Source organism: Desulfonema magnum, from assembly GCF_017377395.1.
Lineage (GTDB): Bacteria > Desulfobacterota > Desulfobacteria > Desulfobacterales > 4be13 > Desulfonema_C > Desulfonema_C magnum.
Window position 1 is genome coordinate 3,600,065 of sequence record NZ_CP061800.1, and the last position, 22,354, is coordinate 3,622,418.

Genomic DNA, 22,354 nt, shown 5'->3' on the forward strand with positions numbered 1-22,354 from the left:
TCATTATTTACAGTCCCGGTCATCCTTGCCTGATCAGCGTCATCACTTTGATCAGCTCCTGTTCGAGATTTTCAAAGAACTGCCCGATCTGATCTGACCTCCCCTCTGTAGCGATATCCTCCATCTGTTCTGCAATTTCATAGCAAGATTCGGCACCTATCGCGGCAGCCTGACCTTTGAAAAAATGGGCATAAAAAGCAATGTCTTTTATATTGTCGCTGGTTATGGCCCGCCGGAGCTGTTCTGTTAGTTCCGGAGCCGTTTTGACGAAAATATCATACAGTTTTCGGAGAAGCGCCTCATCCCCCTGAATACGATCTAATGCTTTTTTTTTGTTCAGAATAGTTTGTTCTTTCTCATACACTGTTTTGGCCTTTCCTGAATCACACGGGCCCCTGGCATTCGGAACACTCTGTTGAATCAGTGCATTAAGTTTATGGAAATCAACTGGTTTGGTAATAAAATTGTTCATTCCGACAGATTTGCATTTTTCCCTGACTTCGTTCAGCCTATGGGCGGTCATGGCGATGATGGGAACGCTTCGATTCTCCTCACCGGCCTCGCCGTCACGGATTCGCCGTGTTGTTTCCATTCCGTCCATATCAGGCATTTCCAGGTCCATCAGCACGAGATCAATATGTTCTTTTAAAAGGGCTTCCAAAGCCTCTTTTCCGTCAGCAGCGCTGACAAATGTATGACCTGATTTTGTTAAAAGACGGCTTGCAATCAACGCGTTAAGCGGATTATCCTCGACCAAAAGGATAGTCAGCGATTGTACGGAACACTCCTGTATCATATTTTTTTCTTTCTTACAGTCTGTTCGGACCTTGTTTTTGTCTCCTGTTTTGAAAACAGCGGTGAAGCTAAAACTCGATGATCAAGTTTTTTGATCCGATTCGAACAAAAAGTTTTTAGCGTTTCGTTCTTAACAATTCTTTATCAATGGTGTCGGTCAGGGGCTTGTCAGCCTCAGAGAGGATACCGGATAACTGTTTGACAATATGTTGTAATTTCGTTTTTGAAGGATTTTTCATAATAATTTGTTTTGCCTCACTGATGAGCTGCCTTGCAGCCACCCGGTCTTTCCAGTGATATTTGTCGAATTCTTCATCAAACCGTCTGATATAACTGATCCACAAGCCGATGTCCTGACTTACCAGAGCAAAATCCGAAGCACGGATTTCCTCGGTCAGCGCGTTTGCAAGTTTCACATTCCTTTCCCGGATAATTGTATGCGCCTGCTCCTGATACTGATTCACCAGCTGAGTTGTATTTTCATTGCCGTATCGCTGACAGGTGACAGCGATTTTTTTCAATGCATTGGTGAGTTTCTGCTCTGTTTTTTGCCACTCGCCTTCCTCTTCTGTCTTATCCAGGTCTTTCAATACTTCGCTCAGACGTTCCTTTACCTGGGTTTTTGTGTCCTGATCCTCCCTGGCGTTTTTCAGCAGTCCTGCCAGTTCGTTTAATTCATTCCCTGACTTCCCACATGTGCCCGGCGATATATTCTCCAGTTTTGCGGTGTGTTGTCGCGCTTTCTGAATTTCATTTTCCAGGACATCCGCGTCATAATCTTTTGTCGTATTATCCGGAAGATCAATTTCATAAGTTTCGTCAATATACGGAAAATAAGCGGATAATTTCATCCTTCTCGAACTGTCAATCTCAAGCATCAGTTCCGCATCCATATCCTCGGGCAAATCCTCGGGCAAATCTTCTCCGGTGATTAAGACTTCATGCACCTGGTTATTGTGAATTGCCTGTGTGCCCGGATCCCCTTCATAAATCGGTATCCTGATAACATCCTGCTTATTTCCCGCGTGAATCTTCTTCTGGGTTTTGAAAATGCCCTGTCCCTTTGCAGGTAAGGACTGATTCTTGTCCAAGCCGCTCATGGCCTGCAATGTTTGTTTTCCTTTCTGAGTGTCATAAGCATCAATACACAAGGCAAAGGGCAGGGTGGGGGTTGCGGCTTTCAATCCCTGGATAATGGTAAACTGAGAAGGCTCGCACGGATAAATATTTCCCTGTTCATCAGATAATGTAATGGCAAACCCATTGGTTTTACCCGTGTTCAGAATGATCGGGACAATTTCCGCGTCATTCTGGATTTCAACTTTTCCGCCTGACCATGCCTGATCATTCCGAATGATCTCTGCAAATATTTTTTTCGGAATTTGGCCTGTTGTCCGGGAGCGTTCAATGCGAATACCGATATTTTCCTCTGTCTCCACTGTTGTTTCTGGAAATTTAAGCGTTAATTGAATTTTTGTTCTGTCTCTTTTTTGCAAGTTTAAGGGAATATCCCGGGTTGAAGCAAACAGAGCCGCACCTTTGGCAACCGCGGTCATGGGGTCTGTCGCGGAAGAGAGAAAAGAGAAAATTTGAGAATCTTTGTTGTCATTATCCGCAAACAGGGAATCTGTCAGCATGTTTCTCAGGGTCTGAGATAAGGTGGGGCCGCCGACTAACACAACCGTTTTTAAATCAGAACCTTTTAACTTATTGTTTTCCAAAAGTCTTACGGAAATATCAATGGCGCGTTGAAAGATCGGCCGGGCTGCGTTTTCATAATCGTCCAAAGTGACGGTCAGGTCTAATTCCATGTCCTCGCCGTTGTCATCCTCTCCGAGGGGCTCATCTGTATAGATTTCAAATTGATCTTCAGCAGATAAGACAATTTTGGTTTCTTCCGCAATCCATTTCAAGGCATCTCTCAGCAGTGTTCTGCCCCGCTCGTCCGAAAGGATATTGTCTGTCGTGTAATTCTCTTTTAAATAAGGAATGAGAAGCTTATCCACAATGGCATAATCAATGTTTTTCCCGCCGAGATGATTGTCACCTTCGGTATCCGCAACTTTCATGACGCCTTCTTCAACTTTCATTAATGCAGCGTCAAACGTGCCGCCCCCGAGATCAAACACCAGCCAGTGTCCGTCCATGTCTTTCGCGTCAATGCCGTATGCCAATGACGCGGCTATGGGTTCTTGTAGTAATTCAAAATAATTAAATCCTGCCAGAGTGGCAGCCCGCTGGGTCGCGTCAATCTGATTCTGTCGGAATTTTGCAGGAACCGTAATGATTGCAGCAGTTATATTTTCATTTTTTAAATAGCTTTTCAATTTTTTCAAAACTTCTGCGGATAGTTCTTCCGAAGCAAAAGACTGGTTCATATATTCGCTGGGATAGGATTTATCCGTGCCCATGGTTCTTTTAAATTCAATAAATGTATTGATTTTTGCTTCTGTTGAATCTGATCCGGACCGGGTAAAGGCTTTAAAGGCTTTCAGAGCTTCATATCGGTATCGGTTCAGGGCATCATCGCCGACAAAAACAGCTTTTTTTTTGTTAAACTGAACACAAGAGGGCGTGGTGTCTTTTTGGTATTTATCACTCTTTATAATCCTGATTTCCCCGTTTTCCATAAGGGAAATTGCGGAATTGGTGGTTCCCAGATCAATACCGTAATCAATTTTTGTTCTCGCCATAATCGGCCTCCTGATGATGAAATAATAGCATTTTTACGCTTGTTTTATGGATATGATCGTCTGTACACTTTTTGTTGATTTTATGCAAGCAGTATGTAACGGATAATCCTGAACCGCAGATTAACACGGATGACTCTGATGTCGCCGGCGGTCGAATTTCACCCCTCAGAATTTATTTGGTCGGACAATAGTTTTGTTCAGCGTTTTTTACACAATCCGTTTAAAAGATTTTTCAAGAAATGATAATGTCCATCTGATCAATATGGGGCGTCCGTGGGGGCAGTGGGAGGAATTTTCGCATTCATCCAGCTGGGTCAGAAGTGTTCTGATCTGCTCATCAGAAAGCTGCTGATTTGCCCGAATCGCACCGTGACAGGCCATGAGAATGAGACATTCATCCATAATGTTTTCAAGGCCCGGGGCAACTCCGATATTGGCCATCTTTTCCACAATTTCAGTAATTAGCGGTTTTATCTCTCCGTGTCCGAGAATGGCCGGGACAGATTTCACAACAAAGGTGTTTCCGCCAAAAGGCTCGATTTCAAACCCTGTGTCATTAAAATCAGGAATGAGTTTCTCCAGTATGTCCGCCTCGCTGTAACTGAGGTCAATGGTTTCGGAAATCAGAAGTTTCTGGCTGGTGTTCCGGGAACTTGAAGACTGTTTTTTTAACTGCTCAAAAAGAACCCGCTCATGGGCCGCATGCTGATCAATCAGCACAAGCCCCTCATCAGACTCGCAAATGATGTATGTGCCATGAAACTGTCCGATCACTCTCAGATCACGGAATGGCTTATTTTCCCACAGTGATGCCTGCTTTTCAGGGAAAAACCGCGTTCTTTCATCCCCCTCAGTTTTTATGCTTTCAGATTTCTTTTTTTTCACTGGCAAAGCGGGGCGTATGTCTCCTTTTTTTGAAGACATATCCTGATGTTCTCTTTTTTTTTCCAAGGGAACTGTCTGCGGGCTGAAAAAATCAGCAGTTTCCGAAATATAAGGCTGTTCCGATGGTTCGCGCCGGTCCCAGTTTTTGGCCTGGGAACGAGAGGTGGGCGGCACTGGCCGGTCAGCAAGATTCAGAGCCTTTGACACGGCATCTGCCACAATGCCATGAACCCTGTTTTGCTGTGCAAACCGGACTTCGTTTTTTGTCGGATGAACATTCACATCTACCTGATCAGAGGGAATATTGATGAAAAGAACGGCCACCGGAAACTGTCCTTTCATCAGTCTTCCCGAATATCCCCGGAACAGCGCATGTTGAATGATTTTGTCCTTTACAAATCGGCCGTTTACATAGACATAGATTCCCCGGGAGGTTTTGCGTGCCATCCGGGGAGAAGCAATCCAGCCGGAAACTGAAATCACATTGTCATCTGCGTCCGTCCGGTGAAGCATATTCCTCATATCTTTACCGAGAACATCAGCAATTCTGTCCGCGGGATCAGATACCGCAATCCAGTTTTTAACGATCTTACCATTGTGGTGAAGCCTGAACTGTACCCGGGGCCAGCCTAAGGCGATGTTTGCAACGGTATCCGCTATATGCCCCATTTCCGTGTTGACGGTCTTTAAAAATTTCCGTCTGGCAGGGGTATTAAAAAAAAGCTGTTTCACAGAAATGAGCGTACCCGCGGGCGCGCCAATTTCGGAAACATCTCTTATTGTTCCGCCTTCTATAATGATACGGGTTCCGGCTTCGGAGGTTTTATCTTTGGTCTCAAGGGTAAAACGGGATACGGCCGCGATGCTCGGCAGAGCTTCTCCTCGAAAACCGAGAGTTTTTATTGAAAACAGATCATTATCCTTGCGGATTTTGCTGGTTGCATATCGTTCTGTGGCAAGCAGCGCGTCATCGTGATTCATTCCAATACCGTTATCGGATATCCGGATGAGGGAACGCCCGCCTTTTTCCACTTCCACGATAATTCTGCTGCTGTTTGCGTCCAGCGCGTTTTCGACAAGTTCTTTGACCACGGAAGCCGGGCGTTCGACAACTTCGCCCGCGGCGATTTTATTTGAGAGGTTTTCAGGAAGTATTTTTATTCTGGACACGCTGATATCTCAATTTTTTCTGTTCGGAACACACCTTCTTAAACACAACAATAAGTACCCGGAAACGTAGGGTGGGTGGAGCGAAGCGCAACCCACCGCACTCAATAACAAACCACCTTAAAAGTACCCGGAAACGTAGGGTGGGTGGAGCGAAGCGCAACCCACCGCACTACCCGGAAACGTAGGGTGGGTGGAGCGAAGCGCAACCCACCGCACTACCCGGAAATGTAGGGTGGGTGGAGCGAAGCGCAACCCACCGCACATTTTGGGGGACGAGACGCGCAAATTATGTTTCGTTTTCAATAACAAACCGCCTTAAAAAATCCGCGTCTTTTGGTGACAGATCGAATTTTATGCAGGCTTCCTCTAAGACTTTCTTTATCTCTTTTTCTGAATTGAATTTTCGTTCTTCGGATATCCATTTTACTGCTTTTCTTATTTCCTCGCCTTGGGGTTGGATACTCATGCCGGGTTTCCTTTCCTCATTATTTTTTATTTATTGATAACTGAATCAAAAATATAGCACGAATTTCAGGACTCCGCAATAAAAAATTCTGCCTATGATCTCTGACATCATCTCGTCAATTTCGTATCATCTCGTTAATCTCGTTAATCTCGCTCCCACGCTTTAATTTCGTTAATCTCGTTAATCTCGCTCCCACGCTTTAATTTCGTTAAGCTCGTTAATCTCGTTCCCACGCTTTGCGTGGGAATGCAGGAGGGACGCTTCGCGTCCCGTGACCAGTCATGAGCCTGTGCATTAAACTCGTTCCCACGCTTTGCGTGGGAATGCAGGAGGGACGCTTCGCGTCCCGTGACCAATCATGAGCCTGTGCTTTATCTGCGGAATACGCAGAGAGGAGTCGTGTGCAAAATCGGACGCAAAACCTTTGCCCTGCATTTCCACGCAACGCGTGGGAACGAGAGAACAAAAGAATCGAGGGGAAACGGGAGGGAAAAATGAGAATATAAGCTTCAGAGCGTTATCTGAAAACCAATTTAATTTCAAAGAGTTTGGGCCATAACTTGCCGGTTACAAACAAACGGTCTGCCTCAGTGTCATACGCGATACCGTTGAGTACATCAACCGGATACTTGCGATCATCAGAACTCAGAAGCCCTGCCAGTTCTATCCATCCTGTCACCTGACCTGTCCGGGGGCTGATTCTCGCAATACGATCCGTCTGCCAGACATTGGCGTAAATTTCTCCGTGAATGTATTCCAATTCATTCAGCCGCTCCACCGGGCCGTAAGCGTCAGCCACTTCAATCCGAGCGGTTTCTTTAAAATTTTCAGGGTTCAGAAAATGCAATACAGATGTGCCGTCACTCATAATTAACCGCGTATCATCATGCGTAATGCCCCATCCCTCGGTCGGATAAGTGAAGGTATTAAGCAGTTCAAAACTGTTTTTGTCATAAACAAAGCCGGTACGGGATCGCCAGGTCAGCTGAATGATTTTATTTCCATAAAGCGTGATGCCCTCTCCGAAAAACTGATTTGGCAGTCTGAGAAACTGCAAGACCTTTCCGCTTTGCAATTCCACTTTACGCAAAGAGGAACGTCCCCGGATTCCCGTACTTTCATATAAAACGCCCTTCTCAAAAATAAGTCCCTGGGTAAACGCGCCGGGATCGTGAGGATAGGCGCTCACGATCTTGTAATCATAGATCGGAACAGCTTCGGACTTGGGAGAAACCGCCGAACTTCCGGGAAACGCTGTAAAGATAAAAATGACTGTTGACAAAATACAGAAGATCAGTACACAAAAAAAACGATGGGTTAACAATAGCATATTAAGCTGAGAAAAATGTAACCGGTTTGAAGTAAATACCTGACAAAAATTTTCGCTGTCAGAGACCTCAGAGGTCTTCATGTCCGAAAATTTATGAGCAAATATTTATTTTTTAAAAATTAATAGGAACGATCCGATTCTTTTCAACAGTCTGACATCAGACCTCCGAGGTTTTAAAAACCTCGGAGGTCTGTCGCATGTCAGCATTAATCTGGTCAGATGCTACATCCAGATTGCCTGCGCAGCCACACTCCGAAATCGTTCCAATGTTTGGCTGCCAACGGATTTCAAAGACAATAGCTGTTTATCATTCGCTGAAATCAAATCACCAATGGTTTCAATACCGGCCTCAATAAGTAATTGTATTTTCTGTTCCGTAAGACCGTATGGATAAATTTTAGATTTTGCCAGCTCTCTGACTGATTTATTAATAACAGACAAATCAGCGGAATCAGGCAATTCGGGAAGCTCAATAGTATTGATTTCACTTCCCCTGTGAAATTCAGCAGGTTCATCATGCTCAGTTGACCATTGTTGAAATAAATTATTCGTTAACCGGGTTCCCGGGGTATTTTCCAGAAGAACACACAGGCTTAAAACAAATCGGGAACCCCGTCCCCCGGATTTCATTGCTCTTGACACATCACGCCTTGAGATAAAACCGGCATATTCAAGCATTTCAAATGGTTTTGCTAACTTATTTATAATATTCCGATGGATAATGGCTGATCTTCGTTCCCTTTTACCGCAAATTCCAAACATTATTTCAGCGATATTTATCGCAGGCTCTATCATTAATTCATGTTTCCCCAGCTTGGGCTTCAGTTCCTCAAGCAATGGCCAATAATAATTGCCACAGAGAGAAAGTAAGACCGCTCCTAAATTTGACACACCAATTTTTGCATTGTCAGCACACCGTTCGGAAAGCGCATTGCATGCAAATATAAAGGCTCGCATATTCCCTAAGACAGCCCGTCCTAAAAAACCTGCAAATTTTATAAAATCAAGATCAGTGACAGGCATATTGCCGGAGAAAAATTGGGGAAACCGAAGTCTGATTATTTCGGCAAATAGCTCATCATACCCTGCCAGTTCCTCATTTCGGGAAATTTCTAAGACAGTGGCATCGTTGTAAACATCAAAGCGTGTTCCAAATTTTGTGACTCCCGGATAAATAGCTGCCTTACATGAAACAGTACTGCTTGAAAGCGTCCTGAAAATATCAAAAAAAGCTTCCAGCGGTGCTTCTCTGCCGATATGCGCTGCATCATCAAAAAATAAAACCAGTCTTGATTTCAGTTTGATCGTTAATTTGGAAAGCTCGGTCTGAACAGATGAAACAGATGGCTCCGGGTCAAAAGAAACAGACATCTCTCCCAGGCATTCCCGAACACGATCAATAAGCAGCCTGCAAAGGACCTTTTCATACGCTCTTCCCTCTTTCCGAAGAAGCTCCAGATGACGTAAGCTGATATATACTCCGAATGCTGACGCATCTTTTTTATAAGGCGCAAGCTGACGTGAGGCTTCAATCATCAGAGCGCTTTTACCGCTTCCGCGCCCTCCTCTCAGAAGTACAGGCCCATGTGCGGCCAGTTTTGAAATAAACCGTTTGTCATAAGCCGTAAAACGATGGTAGTCTGAGAATGTTTCAGGAGGATAGTCCTCAGCCGCAAGTATTAATGAAGATTGTTCATCAAAGTCATTTAATGTCATATAATTTCCGCCTTTTGAAAATTTTCATAGTAATCAAGTGATTTTTCAAATGAAATTCTGAAGGGAATATGCGAAACCGAGTTAATCGCCAATCCCAATGAAGCAATGATATAAAATGAATCCTGAATTAAATTTGAAATGGTACTGCGATCAAATATTGATTCTGTTGATATGACAAATTCATGATGTATTCCCTTGGAAAGCGTTGAATATAATCTTCTGAGTTCCCGTCGGATGTTGCTACAAAACCCCTCGCTGCCTATATTTCTGATTCGGGCCAGCCATTCTCCGCCTCTTCCGGTTGGGACATTATCTAAAAGCTTTTCTATCGCATTTTTCCAGAAAATATGTTCGTAATAATCGCCCAAAAGAGCACGGGTGGGTTTCACAATATTTTTATCCTTCCAAAGACCATCCTTTACTTTTTCTGCGAGAATATCGCCCTGCCATTGAATAGAAGCTTTGTTTTGCTTACCAACTTGATAATCAGACTGTTTCTGCACCTCTCGAAGCATAAGAATTCTGAACGGATCAATGCGGGCAAGAACAGCAGTGCAACCAAGTTCTAAAATTGATCGTCCGAGGAAAGGGCCGAAAAATGATATATGATTGCTATCTTTAACAGCCATAAGTCCATCTATAACCGCGCTCAGTGACATTCCAATCTGGTTCAGCGCTTCGCCAAGTTCTGATTCATCATCAGGAACACCGCAAACAAGCCGTTTTAAGTCTCTGTCCATCGATTGAATTCAGCGGCGGCGAGGGATTTGGCGAGACCTTCAATTAAGGAAACGCCCCCTCCGTCCGCTGCTGCAATGAGTAGTTAGGCGGTTCTATCAGATAAAAAGTGGTTGCTGTGTCATTATTTGAGGGAGTTTAGAATTATTTGTACAGACAACATCGCCTTTCTGAGCTTCAATGTAGAATAGCCTGAAGATGCTTTCATAACTCTGCTTTCCGACACCCTTTACTTTTTGTAACTGATAAAATCGATGAAGCGGTAATGCCTTCAGAATGTTATCCGAAATACTTTTCCGTATTTTTAACTTGGACATCCATTGTTCTTCATCCATCTGATTGAGCATGTCAAGCATCTTTTTCTCTATACCGACAGCTTTCCCTTCCTCATCAAGACAAATGTAGACATCTATATCGAGAGGTTTCAGATAGTTTTCCATTAAAGGTTTGACATTTTTCCAATCAAGCTTACCACGACCGCTTCCCAGCTTAGGAAATGCTATGGAACTGATTTCATACCTCTCATAGTTGCTAACAAAATAATCCAAGCCTTCTTCTAACCATTCAATTTTAGACGGATATTTCCAATGATCCTTTGTCGGAAAATTCATAACCATAAAATCACTGTTACATCTGTAAACATAAGGCTTACCAGTTCTGACCCTGCTTTCCTTGCAGAGTTTTTTATAATCTTTATACATTTCCGGAAAACGCAATTTGCATTCAAGGGCAAGACCGGCTCCCATTACCCCGACACAATTCACTGTATTGACAACTGTTTGTACATCAACATTAAAAATAGTTGTCTTACTATATTTAATCATCGTTTTATCCTTTAAAAATACAAGCCCTTATTAATTTCTGTTACAACATGAAATTTTTGTGACAACAAATTTTGAACCGTATTCAACTGTATATTGTTATAACAAAAAATTTTCATGATATATTGAGTGGCGACTCTTTTAGGCACTAAAATTTCAGCACATTTTATTCGCCGTCCGTCATAATGATTATTCCAATATACAGCATTTATGATGTTCCAGGCGAGATTATCAAGCATAGATGTCCCTTTATAAAATGTTGTATCATCTGATGCTGCGTTTCCGTCGGAAAAAATTGTGTTCGGATGCAGAAGTAACTGAGCATCAACTCCAATAAAAATAATTTCATTTTGGAATTCTCTCAAAGCATACAGCATCGGATTTCTAGGCGAAAAGTAAAAACAAACATATCTGTGCAAGGGAATATCGTCTATAATTCTTAAACCTCTGCGAGCCTGAACTGATTGATTCGATATATCGTTAGCAATGAGTCTGTGGCGATGAGCTTCTTCATGTGAAAGCAATCCATACTCCAAAATATTACTCAAATTGCGTATATTTGTCATGTGATACAAATAATGAATATGATGTTTTCTGATATAATTCATAAAGCAGTGGTCTTGTGTTATTTCAATAAAAACCGCCTAACTTATCCTATTGTGGAATTCAAATTTTAAGCAGACTACACCTCCCCCACCTGACACACAAGATCATCAAATACAATGTTGCCGTCTGTCATGGTCAGCACAGCCTTGCCTTTCATATTCCAGCCGTTAAAAGGCGTGTTGCGGCTGCGTGATCGGAAATCATCCGCATTAACCACCCACAGCCTGGCCAGATCAATGATCGTAATATCCGCAGGTCTGCCGACCTTCAGGCCATTCTCAAGTCCGAGTATTCTGGCGGGATTTGTTGCCATCTTTTCAATGAGCTGCGTGATGGTAAGCACCCCTTTTTCAACCAATGTCAGACTCAGAGAAAGCGAAGTCTCAAGTCCGATGATGCCGTTTGCGGCCCGGTCAAATTCCACGTCTTTCTCAAGAGAGGAATGGGGCGCATGATCCGTGACAATCGCATCAAGGGTGCCGTCCGCAAGCCCCTCAAGAACGGCTTCTCTGTCCGAATGGGAACGCAAAGGCGGATTCATCTTTGCATTTGTGTCATATTCCGCGACCGCATCTTCGGTGAGTGTGAAATAATGCGGGGCAGTCTCAGCCGTGACCGGAACGCCTCTTTTTTTGGCCTCTCTTATGGCCTGCACAGATTCGGCCGTGCTGACATGGGCAATATGAAGCCGTGCGCGGGTAAGTTCGCAAAGGGCAATATCCCGCATGACCATTATGCTTTCCGCAGCATTGGGGATTCCGGGAAGTCCCATTTGCGTGGCAAGCGCGCCCTCGTTCATGGCACCGTTTGCAACAAGATCAAGTTCCTCACAATGGGAGATGATGGGAAGATCAAAGCCTTTGGCATATTCCATGGCTCTTCGCATCAGCTGGCTGTTCACAACCGGATGGCCGTCATCTGAAAGTGCGACAGCTCCGGCTTCTTTCAATTCGCCGTATTCGCACAGAACTTTTCCCTCGGTTCCCCTGCTTATCGCGGCAACAGGCCAGACACGGGCCGCGTTTGCCTCTCTGGCTTTTTTGATTATATATTCGGTTATCTGTCCGTTATCATTCACCGGATCGGTATTGGGCATGGCGCAGACTGCTGTCAGACCGCCGTGAATTGCAGCCTGACACCCTGTCTCAATTGTCTCTTTGTATTCATGCCCCGGCTCCCTAAGGTGAACATGCATGTCTATGAGACCCGGTGTCACGATCTTACCCGCGGCATGAATTACCGAGTCTCCGGCTTCCAGTTTCGAGCCGATCTCGATAATTTTTCCGTTCTCGATAAGAATATCCATGATCCCATCCAGATTTCCCGGATCAATAACCCTTCCGCCCCTAATCAGAACTTGCATTTCGAACACCTCCTGAAACTAAGTATAAAAGCGCCATCCGAACCGCGACACCGTTTGTCACCTGATCGAGGATGACAGAATAAGGACCGTCCGCGACATCAGGGGAGATTTCAACCCCCCGGTTCACAGGCCCCGGATGCATAATCAGCACATCATCTTTGGCATGTTTTCTCAGTCTCTCTTTTGAAAGCCCGAACACTCTGGCGTATTCCCGCTCTGTTGAAAACAGGAATCCTTTTTGCCGTTCTTTTTGTATTCTCAGCATCATGATCACATCCGCACCATGAATTGCGTTATCTATATTATGAACAACAGAAACACCAAGGGTTTCAATTCCTCTCGGTATCATGGTGGGAGGACCTGCCAAAACCACATCTGCCCCCATTTTCGTAAACCCCGCAATATCGGATCGCGCCACCCGGCTGTGGGATATGTCGCCAATGATTGCGATACGCAGGTCTCTGAGGGTTCCTTTGTTTTCCCTGACCGTCATCATGTCAAGAAGGGCCTGGGACGGGTGTGCGTGGGTCCCGTCGCCAGCGTTGATGACCGAGGCTTTCAGCCGTTTTGCCAGCATATGGGGCGCACCGGATGAGCTGTGCCGCATCACGATCACATCCGCGTTCATGGCCTCAATATTCCGGGCCGTGTCAATCAGAGTCTCGCCCTTGACCATACTGCTGGTGCTGGCGGATATTGAAATGCTGTCCGCGCTCAGGCGCTTGGCTGCAATGTCAAAAGAGGTTCGTGTACGCGTACTGGCCTCATAAAAAAAAAGAACAATGGTTCTCCCTCTTAACGTGGGAACCTTTTTGACAGGCCGTTCTGAAATTTCCTTCATTCTGTCGGCAGTATCCAGAATCAGCGATATCTCTTCAACTGAAAGGGATGCCATGTCCAGAATATCTTTTTTTACAAACTGCATAAATCTACCTTTTCAGGGATCGGGAAATTTTCTGAATTCTCTCTGAAAAAAAGGCAGAGATTTGAAATGGTTACAGCAGAACACCACTGCACAACCTTATCCTCCCTTTCCTTTTTTTACAAGGATGACCAATATGCCGGAAATTTCTGACAGGTGCATGATATCCCGAGTCCCCTGCCCGATTTGAATTATTAAGTTTTTGAATCTTTAAGTTTTTTATTAGGAAAATTATAAAAGCTGCTCCTCCGCTAAAAGGATTTCATATAAAAAACGGGATTCATAGGAAACGCTCATAAAAAACCCGGTTTTTTTACCCCCGTTTATGAAAATATTTTCAGTGAAAGCAGATAAAAAACCCGGATTTTCAGAAATTGTTTTCATGGTAAAGTATCTAAAAATCCGCTTCTTATACAAAATCCCTGTAGCGAAAAGGAGGGAGCAGGCTTTGTTCTCATAGGAAATTATAAAACTGAAAGTTGAGGTTAAGAACTGAAAATCGCAAACTTATCAATTATCAATTATCAATTATCAATTAAGTACCTAACCATAAGTTTTCGATAGTTTTCCCGGGGAGGAAACCCGGCTTTTTTTCCGGAATGATTCGCTGACCCTGAAGGAAAAAGCCGGGTTTCTCCGCTGCTCGCAGAAAAAATGTATAAAAAACTTTTGATCGGGTACTTATTTCAGCCATTGTCCGATTCTTCCCCACCGGACATAATCGAGTGTGGGGCCGGAATTATCTTTGTTCCAGGACCAGTAAATCATAAAAGCTTTTCCTTTGACTGCTTTCAGATTTACAAATCCCCAGAACCTGCTGTCATAACTCTGGTCCCGGTTATCCCCCATGACAAAAAGGGAATCAGAAGGCACTTTTTGGGGTCCGAAATTATCCCTGGGATGCGTGCTGGTTCCCGGAAGAATATAAGAATCTTTATAAACTGCATAATCCCCGTTAAAAGGCTTGTTATTCACATAAAGCTGTTTGTCGCGGATTTCAATCACATCCCCGGCAACGCCCACAACCCGTTTGATAAAATCCTTTTCAGGGTCTTCGGGAAACTCAAATACAACAATATCCTCGCGTTTGGGTTCTTTGAACGAAACAATGGTCTTTTGAAGATACGGAATCTTTACTCCGTAAATGAATTTGTTGACCAGGATATGGTCTCCTATCTGGAGCGTCTCTTTCATGGATCCGGAAGGAATTTTAAATGCCTGAACAACAAAGGTGCGTATAAACAAGGCAAGTATGATGGCAACGACGATGGCTTCGATATTTTCCCTGAGATTGCTTTTTTTTGTGGGCTGTTTGTTGTTTTTAGGCGGTTTTTCTTTTTCCGAAGGTTTTTTCGACATGTTTCTTATTTTTTCGGTACCTTTCTTTATTATTGGTGGTTGGTGATTGGTGACTGATGATTGGTGACTGGCTGATAACTGGCAAGTAACAAATGACAAATCTCAAATCACCTTTCTGAAAACTTCGGGATGTTTCTATATTCTGGCGTGATTTTTGTCAAGGCATTGTTCGCGAGGCGTGCCAAACCGTAAGCTCTGCACTTCGGATATAGTGGTGTCTGTCACTCGAAAATCAAGTTTTTTGTAATTAAGTACCTAACCATAAGTTTTCGATATTTGTCAGAGAAAGAAACCCGGCTTTTTCCCGGAATGATCCGCCTCCTGTGAAGGAAAAAGCCGGATTTCTCCGCCATTCACAGAAAAAAATATGTATAAAAAACTTTTGATCGGGTACTTATAAAAGCTGGCTCCCGCTGCAAGGATTTTGTATAAGAAACGGGATTCATAAGAAACGCTCATAAAAAACCCGGGGTTTTCACCCCCGGTCATGAAACTATGTGTGAAAACAGACAAAAAACCCGGGTTTTCCAAATGTATTTTCATGGTAAAGGGATTAAATCCTCTTCTTATACAAAATCCTTGCAGCAAAAATTCAGTCAACCGAAAAAAGCTGATGATCGAGTTACTTACCGGATTCTGCTGAATGGACTTTTATAATTTCAAGCAAAAGCCCTGTTGTCCGCACCATGTCATCCAGAGCCACAGATTCCCGAACTGTGTGCATATCCTTCATTCCCGTGCCAAGGACGCCGGTCATAATGCCTTTTTTAAAAAATACATTCGCGTCCGCTCCCCCGCCGGTTATCTTTGTAACCATTTTTCGTCCGAGATTTGAGGCTGCTTTCCGGGCAAGTCTTACAACAGGATGGTCGTCAGGAATATATGTAGGGGAAAAATCTCTTTCCACCTGGATGTCCACCCGGGGAAGCATTTTATCAGACGAAAAATCTGTTCCGCTCTGAGGTTCCGACTTGGAAACAGAATGCCAGTCTTCAATCACAGCCTTAAATGAAGATACGATTTTATTTGTAATCTTAGACAATTTTTTTTCATCATGGCTCCGGGTCTCCCCTTTGACTGTTACAAGATTCGGTACAATATTGGTTGCAATTCCGCCCTCAATAATACCAATGTTGCATGTGGTTTCATGGTCAATTCTGCCAATTTCAAGTCCGGCAATGGCTTTGCATGCAAGGGTGATGGCATTGATTCCCTTTTCAGGGGCTGCTCCTGCATGGGCGTCTTTGCCATGAATTTTGAATTCAAGCCGGTCCGACCCTGGCGCACGGGTGACAATTCCTTCTGTGTCCGTAGCATCCAGTGCGTAACCATAAGTTGCCGTAATCAGATTATGATCAAGATGCTTTGCCCCTAACAGTCCGGTTTCCTCACAAATTGTAAAGACAAGCTCAAGCGGCCCGTAAGGCAGATTGTTTTCCTGAAGAACCCTTATGGTTTCCAAAAGGATGGCAATTGCGCTTTTATCGTCCGCTCCCAGGATTGTTGTCCCGTTGCTTGTAAATACGCCGTCTTTTAGTACAGGAGTGATGCCCTTGCCCGGTTCAACCGTATCCATATGAGCATTCAGAAGAAGGGGCGGGGCCTGGACAGTTCCCCTGAATCTGGCAATAAGGTTTCCTGTGTTGCTTCCCACCTTTTCACCGGCACTGTCAACAACAGTCTCAGCACCTAAATCCTCAAGTATCTTTTTGATTTCATCACAAATATCACCTTCATTTTTTGTTACACTGTCAATTTTGACAAGAAATTTAAATGTTTCTGCTAATCTGTCGCTGTTTATCATTTTTTCTGTTTTCCTTTTTACTCGATGTTCAAGTTTTTTGTACCTGGCTATGTAAAAATGCCACAAAGACACGAAGACACAAAGACACACAAAGAACCTTCGTGAGACTTCGTGAGACTTCGTGCCTTTGTGCCTTCGTGGCAGTGACACAAAGACACTCCCGGATAATATCCCGGGTTAAAAATTGCCAGTGAACTCGGTCAGCGGAAAAAAACTTGAACATCGAGTTTTTAAAAATAGCCATAAGGGAACTCCATATAAACGGGCATGACCTGCCGCTCACAACAAATGATGAAAGTTTTATAATTTTTTCCTAACACTTAGCACCTAACACCTAACACTTAGCACCTAACACCTAACACTTAGCACCTAACACTTAGCACCTAACACCTAACACTTAACACCTAAAACCTAACACCTAACACCTAACACCTAACACTTAACACTTTCATAAAATCATTGACAAAAAGAAAAATAATATATTATAATAATTTTTTTAAGCAGGAAAAGAGAATAAAAAATTAGCTTTTTTAGACTGTTATGTAACGGAAGTGCGCAGCTCACTGGTGGGGCTCCCGGACTTCAAATCCGGTGTGGGGCGTTAAAACCGTCCCGGGTGGGTTCGATTCCCATGCACTTCCGCCATTTTTTGTTATTCTTCCAGCAACGCCCTGACTTGGGCGAGGCTGTCATCTGCCTTTATGTTTTGCAAAAAAACATCTGCAATTTCTTTAAAAAGTGATTCATCACCATCCAATCATCATCAATGATCAACAAACGACCCTGTTTATTTTTTTATGCTTCATGCTCAATAGTTATAAGTGTTAGATGTCAGGTATCACTCGATAATCAAGTTTTTTGTTTTTGCATTTTTAAATGCTGAATTCTGAAGATGTTTAAAAATATATGGTAACTCTGCGGCTGACCGGACTGAAAAAATCCCGGTCTGAGAATTATCAATAAATTCAATCAGCCGAAAAAATTTGATTATCGAGTATCAGGAAAAATACTGAGAGTTTCATATTTCGTTGAGACTCTTTAATTTTCAATTTTCAATTCCCGACCTTCAGTGATTCTGTTATTTGCCTCAGTGTTTTCCGCGCCTGCCTGAAGTTAAACTTATTTATGTCCTTTTCTAAGCAGCTTATCTCTTTGTGAAACCCATAACAACTCAAATTTTCTTTAAAGGAAAGCAGACATTCCGCCGCCTTGGGACTGTTTTTTTCAAGAAGTTGTGAAAGTTCAATGAGCGGAGGTTTAATCTCTGAAATATCAGCCTGAGCCTTTTTATCCGAGGGCCTACATTCCTCATTATCAGAATAAGCTTCTCTTGCACGTTTGTTAAAGCCTTCCACTGATTCCACAACCTGAATTAAAGCAATATCAAGATTATTCAAAAGAGAAGTCAGGTTCTTTGAATTTCCACGTTTGATACCCTTTTCAACCTCATAAACCGCATCATAAATTTCCGTAGCTGACATATTACCGGATACACCTTTAAGTGTGTGGGCCAGCCGTTCTGCAAGTTTTATATCACCTGCCTCCACCGCTTCCCTGATCTTATTCGCCGCGTTGCCATATTCTTTGGAAAAGTCATTTAAAAGCATCATAAACAACTCCTTATTTCCCCGGAGTCTTTTTAAGGCAGATTCAATATCAATTCCCGGTAAACTTTGTGGAAAGGGGGGCAGCGTATGTGATTTTTCAGTTTCCGGTTCCGAGTTTCCAGTCTCCGGTTCCGAATTTCCAGTCTCCGGTTCCGAATTTCCAGTCTCCGGTTCCGAGTTTCCAGTCTCCGGTTCCGAGTTTCCAGTTTCCAGTTTCCAGTTTCCAGTTTCCACCCTTACCCATTTAGCCAAGGTGGAAAAAAGCTTCTCACTTTCGATAGGTTTGCTCACATAGTCATTCATGCCGGATTCCAGACACTTTTCTTGGGCACCGGCCATCGCGTCAGCAGTCATGGCAATGATTGGCAGGTCTTTGTAGGACGGATCACTGCGTATTAATCGTGTGGCATCGTATCCGTCCATTTCCGGCATCTGAACGTCCATGAGTACGGCATCAAAAAGTGAAGACTCCAGAGCCTCGAATCCTTTTCTGCCATTGTCTGCTATTTCCACAAATATGCCTTCGTTCTGAAGCATCTCCGCGGCCACCTGCTGATTAATGAAATTATCCTCGACCAGGAGAATTCTCGCGCCCCTGATGTTTTTCATGATCTCAGAGCGACGGTTTTTTACATGCTTCTGCCCGCCTATATGTATCTCATTATAATTGAAAACCTCCATGATGGTTTCAAAAAGCAGGGTTTGTCTGACCGGCTTGACAAGAAAAGCATTTGCTCCGGCCATCTCTGCCCGATCCATGATCTCCTCCTGCCCGAATCCGACCATCATAATAATGGGGACACTGTTCCGCTGCCGGATCATTTTTGTTATCTCAGTTTCGTCCGTATCCGGCATATTCCCGTCCATGATCACCAGATCATAAGGCTTGTTTCCGTTGACATTGATCAGTTCTCTGATTACGGCCTGAGCGGAACTGACGGATATCACATCAAAGGAAAAACCTCTCAGCGTTTCTCCCAGAACATCTTGTGCGGTTTTGTTATCATCTGCCACCAGAATTTTTAACCCGTGAATATCCTGAGGAGGAACAAATTTATATTCGTGATCTTGGGACTGACGGCCAAACGCGGCATCAAAGTAAAAGGTGCTTCCTTTGCCCGGGCTGCTATCCGCCCATATCTTACCGTTCATCATCCCTACCAGCTGCTTACTGATACTGAGACCAAGACCTGTGCCGCCATATCTCCGGGAAGTGGATTCCTCAGCCTGTGTAAACGCGCTGAACAGCCTTGATATCTGCTCCTTATTTATTCCAATCCCCGTATCACTCACCGAAAAGCGAAGAGATAAAGAATTATCAGACATCAGTAAAGATTTGTCAGTTGTCAGGGAGGAATTATCAGCGAGGCTTTTCTGATCAGTGATTACCGGAACCTGGCCATTCTCCGCTGACAGCTTTTCCCCGCATTCTGCTCTGATGATGATTTCGCCTTGTTCTGTGAATTTCATGGCGTTGTTTGTCAGATTAATGAGTATCTGTCCGAGCCGGAGGGGGTCTCCGACCAGCGCGCAAGGGACTTTCCGATCAATTGAAATCACCATTTCAATTCCCTTTTCAGCAGCTTTGTTGGAAAACATATCTGCCAGATTGTTCATCACCTCGTGCAACTGGAAATTCGTGTTCTCCAGATCAAGTTTGCCTGCCTCAATTTTGGAAAAATCCAGGATATCATTGATAAGCCCGAGGAGCACACCAGCGGAAGCGTTTATCTTTTCTAAATAGTCCCGCTGCTTGTCTGTCAGATCAGTTCGCAGAGCAAGTTCGGACAGTCCTATGATGGCGTTCATCGGTGTCCGTATTTCATGGCTCATATTGGCTAAAAATTCGCTCTTGCTCTGGTTTGCGCTTTCAGCATGTTCCTTGGCCACCTCGGCCTTTTCAAGATTTTCTGTGACGGCCTGACGCTCTCTTACTGTTTCAATATATCTCCATAAAAACGTGCTGAAAAAAGCAAGGGGAGACTGAAACAGCAAAGGAAGAACAATGGGATACCAACTGCCGGTGTTTTCAAACAGCTTCTGAACAATGCTTATATAAAATATACCCAGCAGCATCAGACTGGTTGCTGCGGTAAAAGCAGATAAATAACGGCAAATTATGCCCAGTATGATTCCCCATATGACAATAGTGAGAAGATGATCCCGAAAAATAAGCGGCTGAACAGGCGTATCTTCCAACAGGTTTGCAAAAGCAGTGGCCGCAATTTCAACACCGCTGATATCTATTCCATTTACTTGGGAAAAAACAGTGTAGTAGCCGTCTTTCTGTTCCGGTCTCGTTTGCTCTGAAAGTCCGATAAATACAGCTTTCCCCTTGAAATCAATATTTTTTTGGCTGTCCGCCGACTCCTGGCCAGAGTAAAAGACAGATTTTTTTCGCTTCCCGATCACCTGATCACAGGAAACAGTGGTAATGGTTCCGGGATACCCGTAAAAATTCAGATATCGGCTCTCAGGTCGCTGATACATTTTTATGAGGGATTTAAGAAGCCGCTTTTTTTTCACGTCATACGCCGGTATCTCTGAATACTGTAATTCCTCCATCATTTTTTTTGCAATCAGCGGCTCTTTTTTGAAGATATAGTTCAATGTCTGAATAACGTTTTCAATTGTTCTGCTCTCAGCTATGGCTTGCTTGTTATCCGGCAGTTTGTCAGGGAGAAGGGGACAGACTTTTTTCAGGAGCCAGATAAATTCATCATAGACTTCTGACGCAAAGATCTGAAAAGCCGCCACCGGCAGCGTGGCCTTATCTCCGGCGCTTCCTTTGAATGTCCAATACTGACTGATCTTGACAGGTCTCTTAGGCAGGGGAAAAGGGGCCAGGGCACAAGCAGATTTCGCCAGTTGCGGAATAGGCGGTGTCAGTTTTTCAATACTCACATTTTCAGTACCCATTCCTTCCGGACAAGTCAGGGGGATGATCTCCCTGTGAAGACGCTCAATCAGAACAACATTGCCTGATTTAAGGATGGTTTCAGCAAATAAATTGTCATGTTCCTGATTCCGGTGTTCTTCGAAACTGATGTCAAAGGCGATCACCGCGGCCCCTTGTTTTGCCAATTTTTCAGTAAGGCTCGCATATACAGACCTGGGCCATTTGTCAGGTCTTGACGGCAGATTAAGGTTATCAGCCGAGGCCCTGTCCATATTCACAATAATGACTTCGGAGGGTGCTTCCCTGACACCCCTCAGACTGAAAAGCAAATCCAGGCCGAAGTGTTCTTCTATGTTAAGACAGACAGGAAGACTGCTCGCCAGAAGCCCTATTAGGCCGGTCAGTAATCCCACGATTGCTGCTTTACACGGACGGGACATTGATGCTCCTCAGACTATACGTTAGGCAAATTGTCGCGGATGTGCCCCTGACAACTATGGCCGATGATGTGTATAAACAATTCTGGTGATTTGATTTTTTGAAGATAAGACGGATATCATTCATCCTGAAAATCAGAATTCGAAAATTTTTTAAAATTCCCTTATCACAGAGATTCAAAACTCTCAATCAAAAAACCAGTTTCCGATTTCCAATTCATGTCTGAACCACGGATTATCATAGGTTTCAAGACGTTCAAGGATGGCTGGTGCCAGGATGGTTCACCAAAATTCACCGGGCAGAACCAAGGACTATTATGAATTCCAACAGGTTCCCTATTATCAAAGTACAAGATAACCTATTAAAATTTATAATAATACATCGTTCAGACTTTTTTGTATTTTTTTGTAAGATTTAGCTTTTTCAAAGCATATAATATCATCAAAAACAGTTTATGATACCCCGAACACAGAATAAGTACCACTGGAAATAATATTGAAATAATATTGAGTTAAAATAGAAATTAAATCTGGAACCTTCTGAAACAATTTTAAATAACGCCGATATCGGGTTTGACACAGCATTTTTGTTGATGTATATATGTTTCAAGGGTTCGGACAGTTTTTGAAAATTAAAGATGATCAAGTTTTTTGATTTCCTGCACAGCAGCAAGGTGGCAAGGCAAAAAGGCAAAAAATGAATCCTGGTCGAGCGGTGAATGTGCTTTTCCTCCGGTATGGCT

At 43.6% G+C, this 22,354-nt stretch carries 15 protein-coding genes and 1 tRNA gene; 1 reads left to right on the top strand and 15 read right to left on the bottom strand.

The features are described from left to right. Positions 1-19: 19 nt before the first annotated feature. The 14 genes from dnm_RS13990 to dnm_RS14055 all read right to left on the bottom strand — a co-directional run bounded on the left by dnm_RS13990 (position 20) and on the right by dnm_RS14055 (position 16,668). On the bottom strand, positions 20-796 hold the full coding sequence (locus dnm_RS13990) for a response regulator (protein WP_207683253.1): 777 nt from the start codon (positions 794-796) through the stop codon (positions 20-22). Between the two features lie 115 nt (positions 797-911). After that, positions 912-3,488 (bottom strand): Hsp70 family protein, encoded by a 2,577-nt coding sequence (locus tag dnm_RS13995; protein ID WP_207683254.1) that lies wholly within the window; start codon positions 3,486-3,488, stop codon positions 912-914. Positions 3,489-3,695: 207 nt separating this feature from the next. Further along, positions 3,696-5,543, bottom strand: a complete 1,848-nt coding sequence (gene mutL / locus dnm_RS14000) for a DNA mismatch repair endonuclease MutL (protein WP_207683255.1) — start codon at positions 5,541-5,543, stop codon at positions 3,696-3,698. Positions 5,544-5,829: 286 nt separating this feature from the next. Then, the gene (locus tag dnm_RS14005) at positions 5,830-6,009 is read right to left on the bottom strand and encodes a hypothetical protein (RefSeq protein ID WP_207683256.1); all 180 of its coding nucleotides are present in this window, start codon (positions 6,007-6,009) and stop codon (positions 5,830-5,832) included. A 143-nt stretch (positions 6,010-6,152) separates the two neighbouring features. After that, positions 6,153-6,365, bottom strand: a complete 213-nt coding sequence (locus tag dnm_RS14010; RefSeq protein ID WP_207683257.1) for a hypothetical protein — start codon at positions 6,363-6,365, stop codon at positions 6,153-6,155. A 161-nt stretch (positions 6,366-6,526) separates the two neighbouring features. Continuing rightward, positions 6,527-7,291 (bottom strand): glutaminyl-peptide cyclotransferase, encoded by a 765-nt coding sequence (locus dnm_RS14015; RefSeq protein WP_207683258.1) that lies wholly within the window; start codon positions 7,289-7,291, stop codon positions 6,527-6,529. Positions 7,292-7,561: 270 nt separating this feature from the next. Beyond that, positions 7,562-9,055 (bottom strand): ATP-binding protein, encoded by a 1,494-nt coding sequence (locus dnm_RS14020; protein WP_207683259.1) that lies wholly within the window; start codon positions 9,053-9,055, stop codon positions 7,562-7,564. Then, positions 9,052-9,795 carry a hypothetical protein gene (locus dnm_RS14025; protein ID WP_207683260.1) on the bottom strand — a complete coding sequence of 248 codons (744 nt, stop codon included), beginning with the start codon at positions 9,793-9,795 and terminating at the stop codon, positions 9,052-9,054. Before dnm_RS14025 ends, dnm_RS14020 begins: the two co-directional genes overlap by 4 nt. A gap of 96 nt (positions 9,796-9,891) precedes the next feature. Beyond that, positions 9,892-10,617 carry a macro domain-containing protein gene (locus tag dnm_RS14030; RefSeq protein ID WP_207683261.1) on the bottom strand — a complete coding sequence of 242 codons (726 nt, stop codon included), beginning with the start codon at positions 10,615-10,617 and terminating at the stop codon, positions 9,892-9,894. An 11-nt stretch (positions 10,618-10,628) separates the two neighbouring features. Then, complete coding sequence (locus dnm_RS14035) at positions 10,629-11,222, bottom strand: DUF4433 domain-containing protein (protein ID WP_337833605.1); 594 nt, start codon at positions 11,220-11,222, stop codon at positions 10,629-10,631. A 74-nt stretch (positions 11,223-11,296) separates the two neighbouring features. Next, the gene (locus dnm_RS14040) at positions 11,297-12,583 is read right to left on the bottom strand and encodes a dihydroorotase (protein ID WP_207683263.1); all 1,287 of its coding nucleotides are present in this window, start codon (positions 12,581-12,583) and stop codon (positions 11,297-11,299) included. Continuing rightward, positions 12,567-13,508 (bottom strand): aspartate carbamoyltransferase catalytic subunit, encoded by a 942-nt coding sequence (locus tag dnm_RS14045; RefSeq protein ID WP_207683264.1) that lies wholly within the window; start codon positions 13,506-13,508, stop codon positions 12,567-12,569. Before dnm_RS14045 ends, dnm_RS14040 begins: the two co-directional genes overlap by 17 nt. A gap of 678 nt (positions 13,509-14,186) precedes the next feature. Next, the gene (gene lepB / locus dnm_RS14050; RefSeq protein WP_207683265.1) at positions 14,187-14,864 is read right to left on the bottom strand and encodes a signal peptidase I; all 678 of its coding nucleotides are present in this window, start codon (positions 14,862-14,864) and stop codon (positions 14,187-14,189) included. Between the two features lie 622 nt (positions 14,865-15,486). Next, positions 15,487-16,668: a M20/M25/M40 family metallo-hydrolase gene (locus tag dnm_RS14055; RefSeq protein WP_207683266.1), complete on the bottom strand. Its 1,182-nt coding sequence runs from the start codon at positions 16,666-16,668 to the stop codon at positions 15,487-15,489. 547 nt (positions 16,669-17,215) lie between these two features. On the opposite strand from dnm_RS14055, the gene dnm_RS14060 reads away from it, so the two are divergent. Continuing rightward, positions 17,216-17,313, top strand: a tRNA-Sec gene (locus dnm_RS14060). A gap of 407 nt (positions 17,314-17,720) precedes the next feature. Here the strand turns inward: dnm_RS14060 and dnm_RS14065 are convergent. Then, the gene (locus tag dnm_RS14065) at positions 17,721-21,614 is read right to left on the bottom strand and encodes a response regulator (RefSeq protein WP_207683267.1); all 3,894 of its coding nucleotides are present in this window, start codon (positions 21,612-21,614) and stop codon (positions 17,721-17,723) included. Positions 21,615-22,354 lie beyond the last annotated feature (740 nt).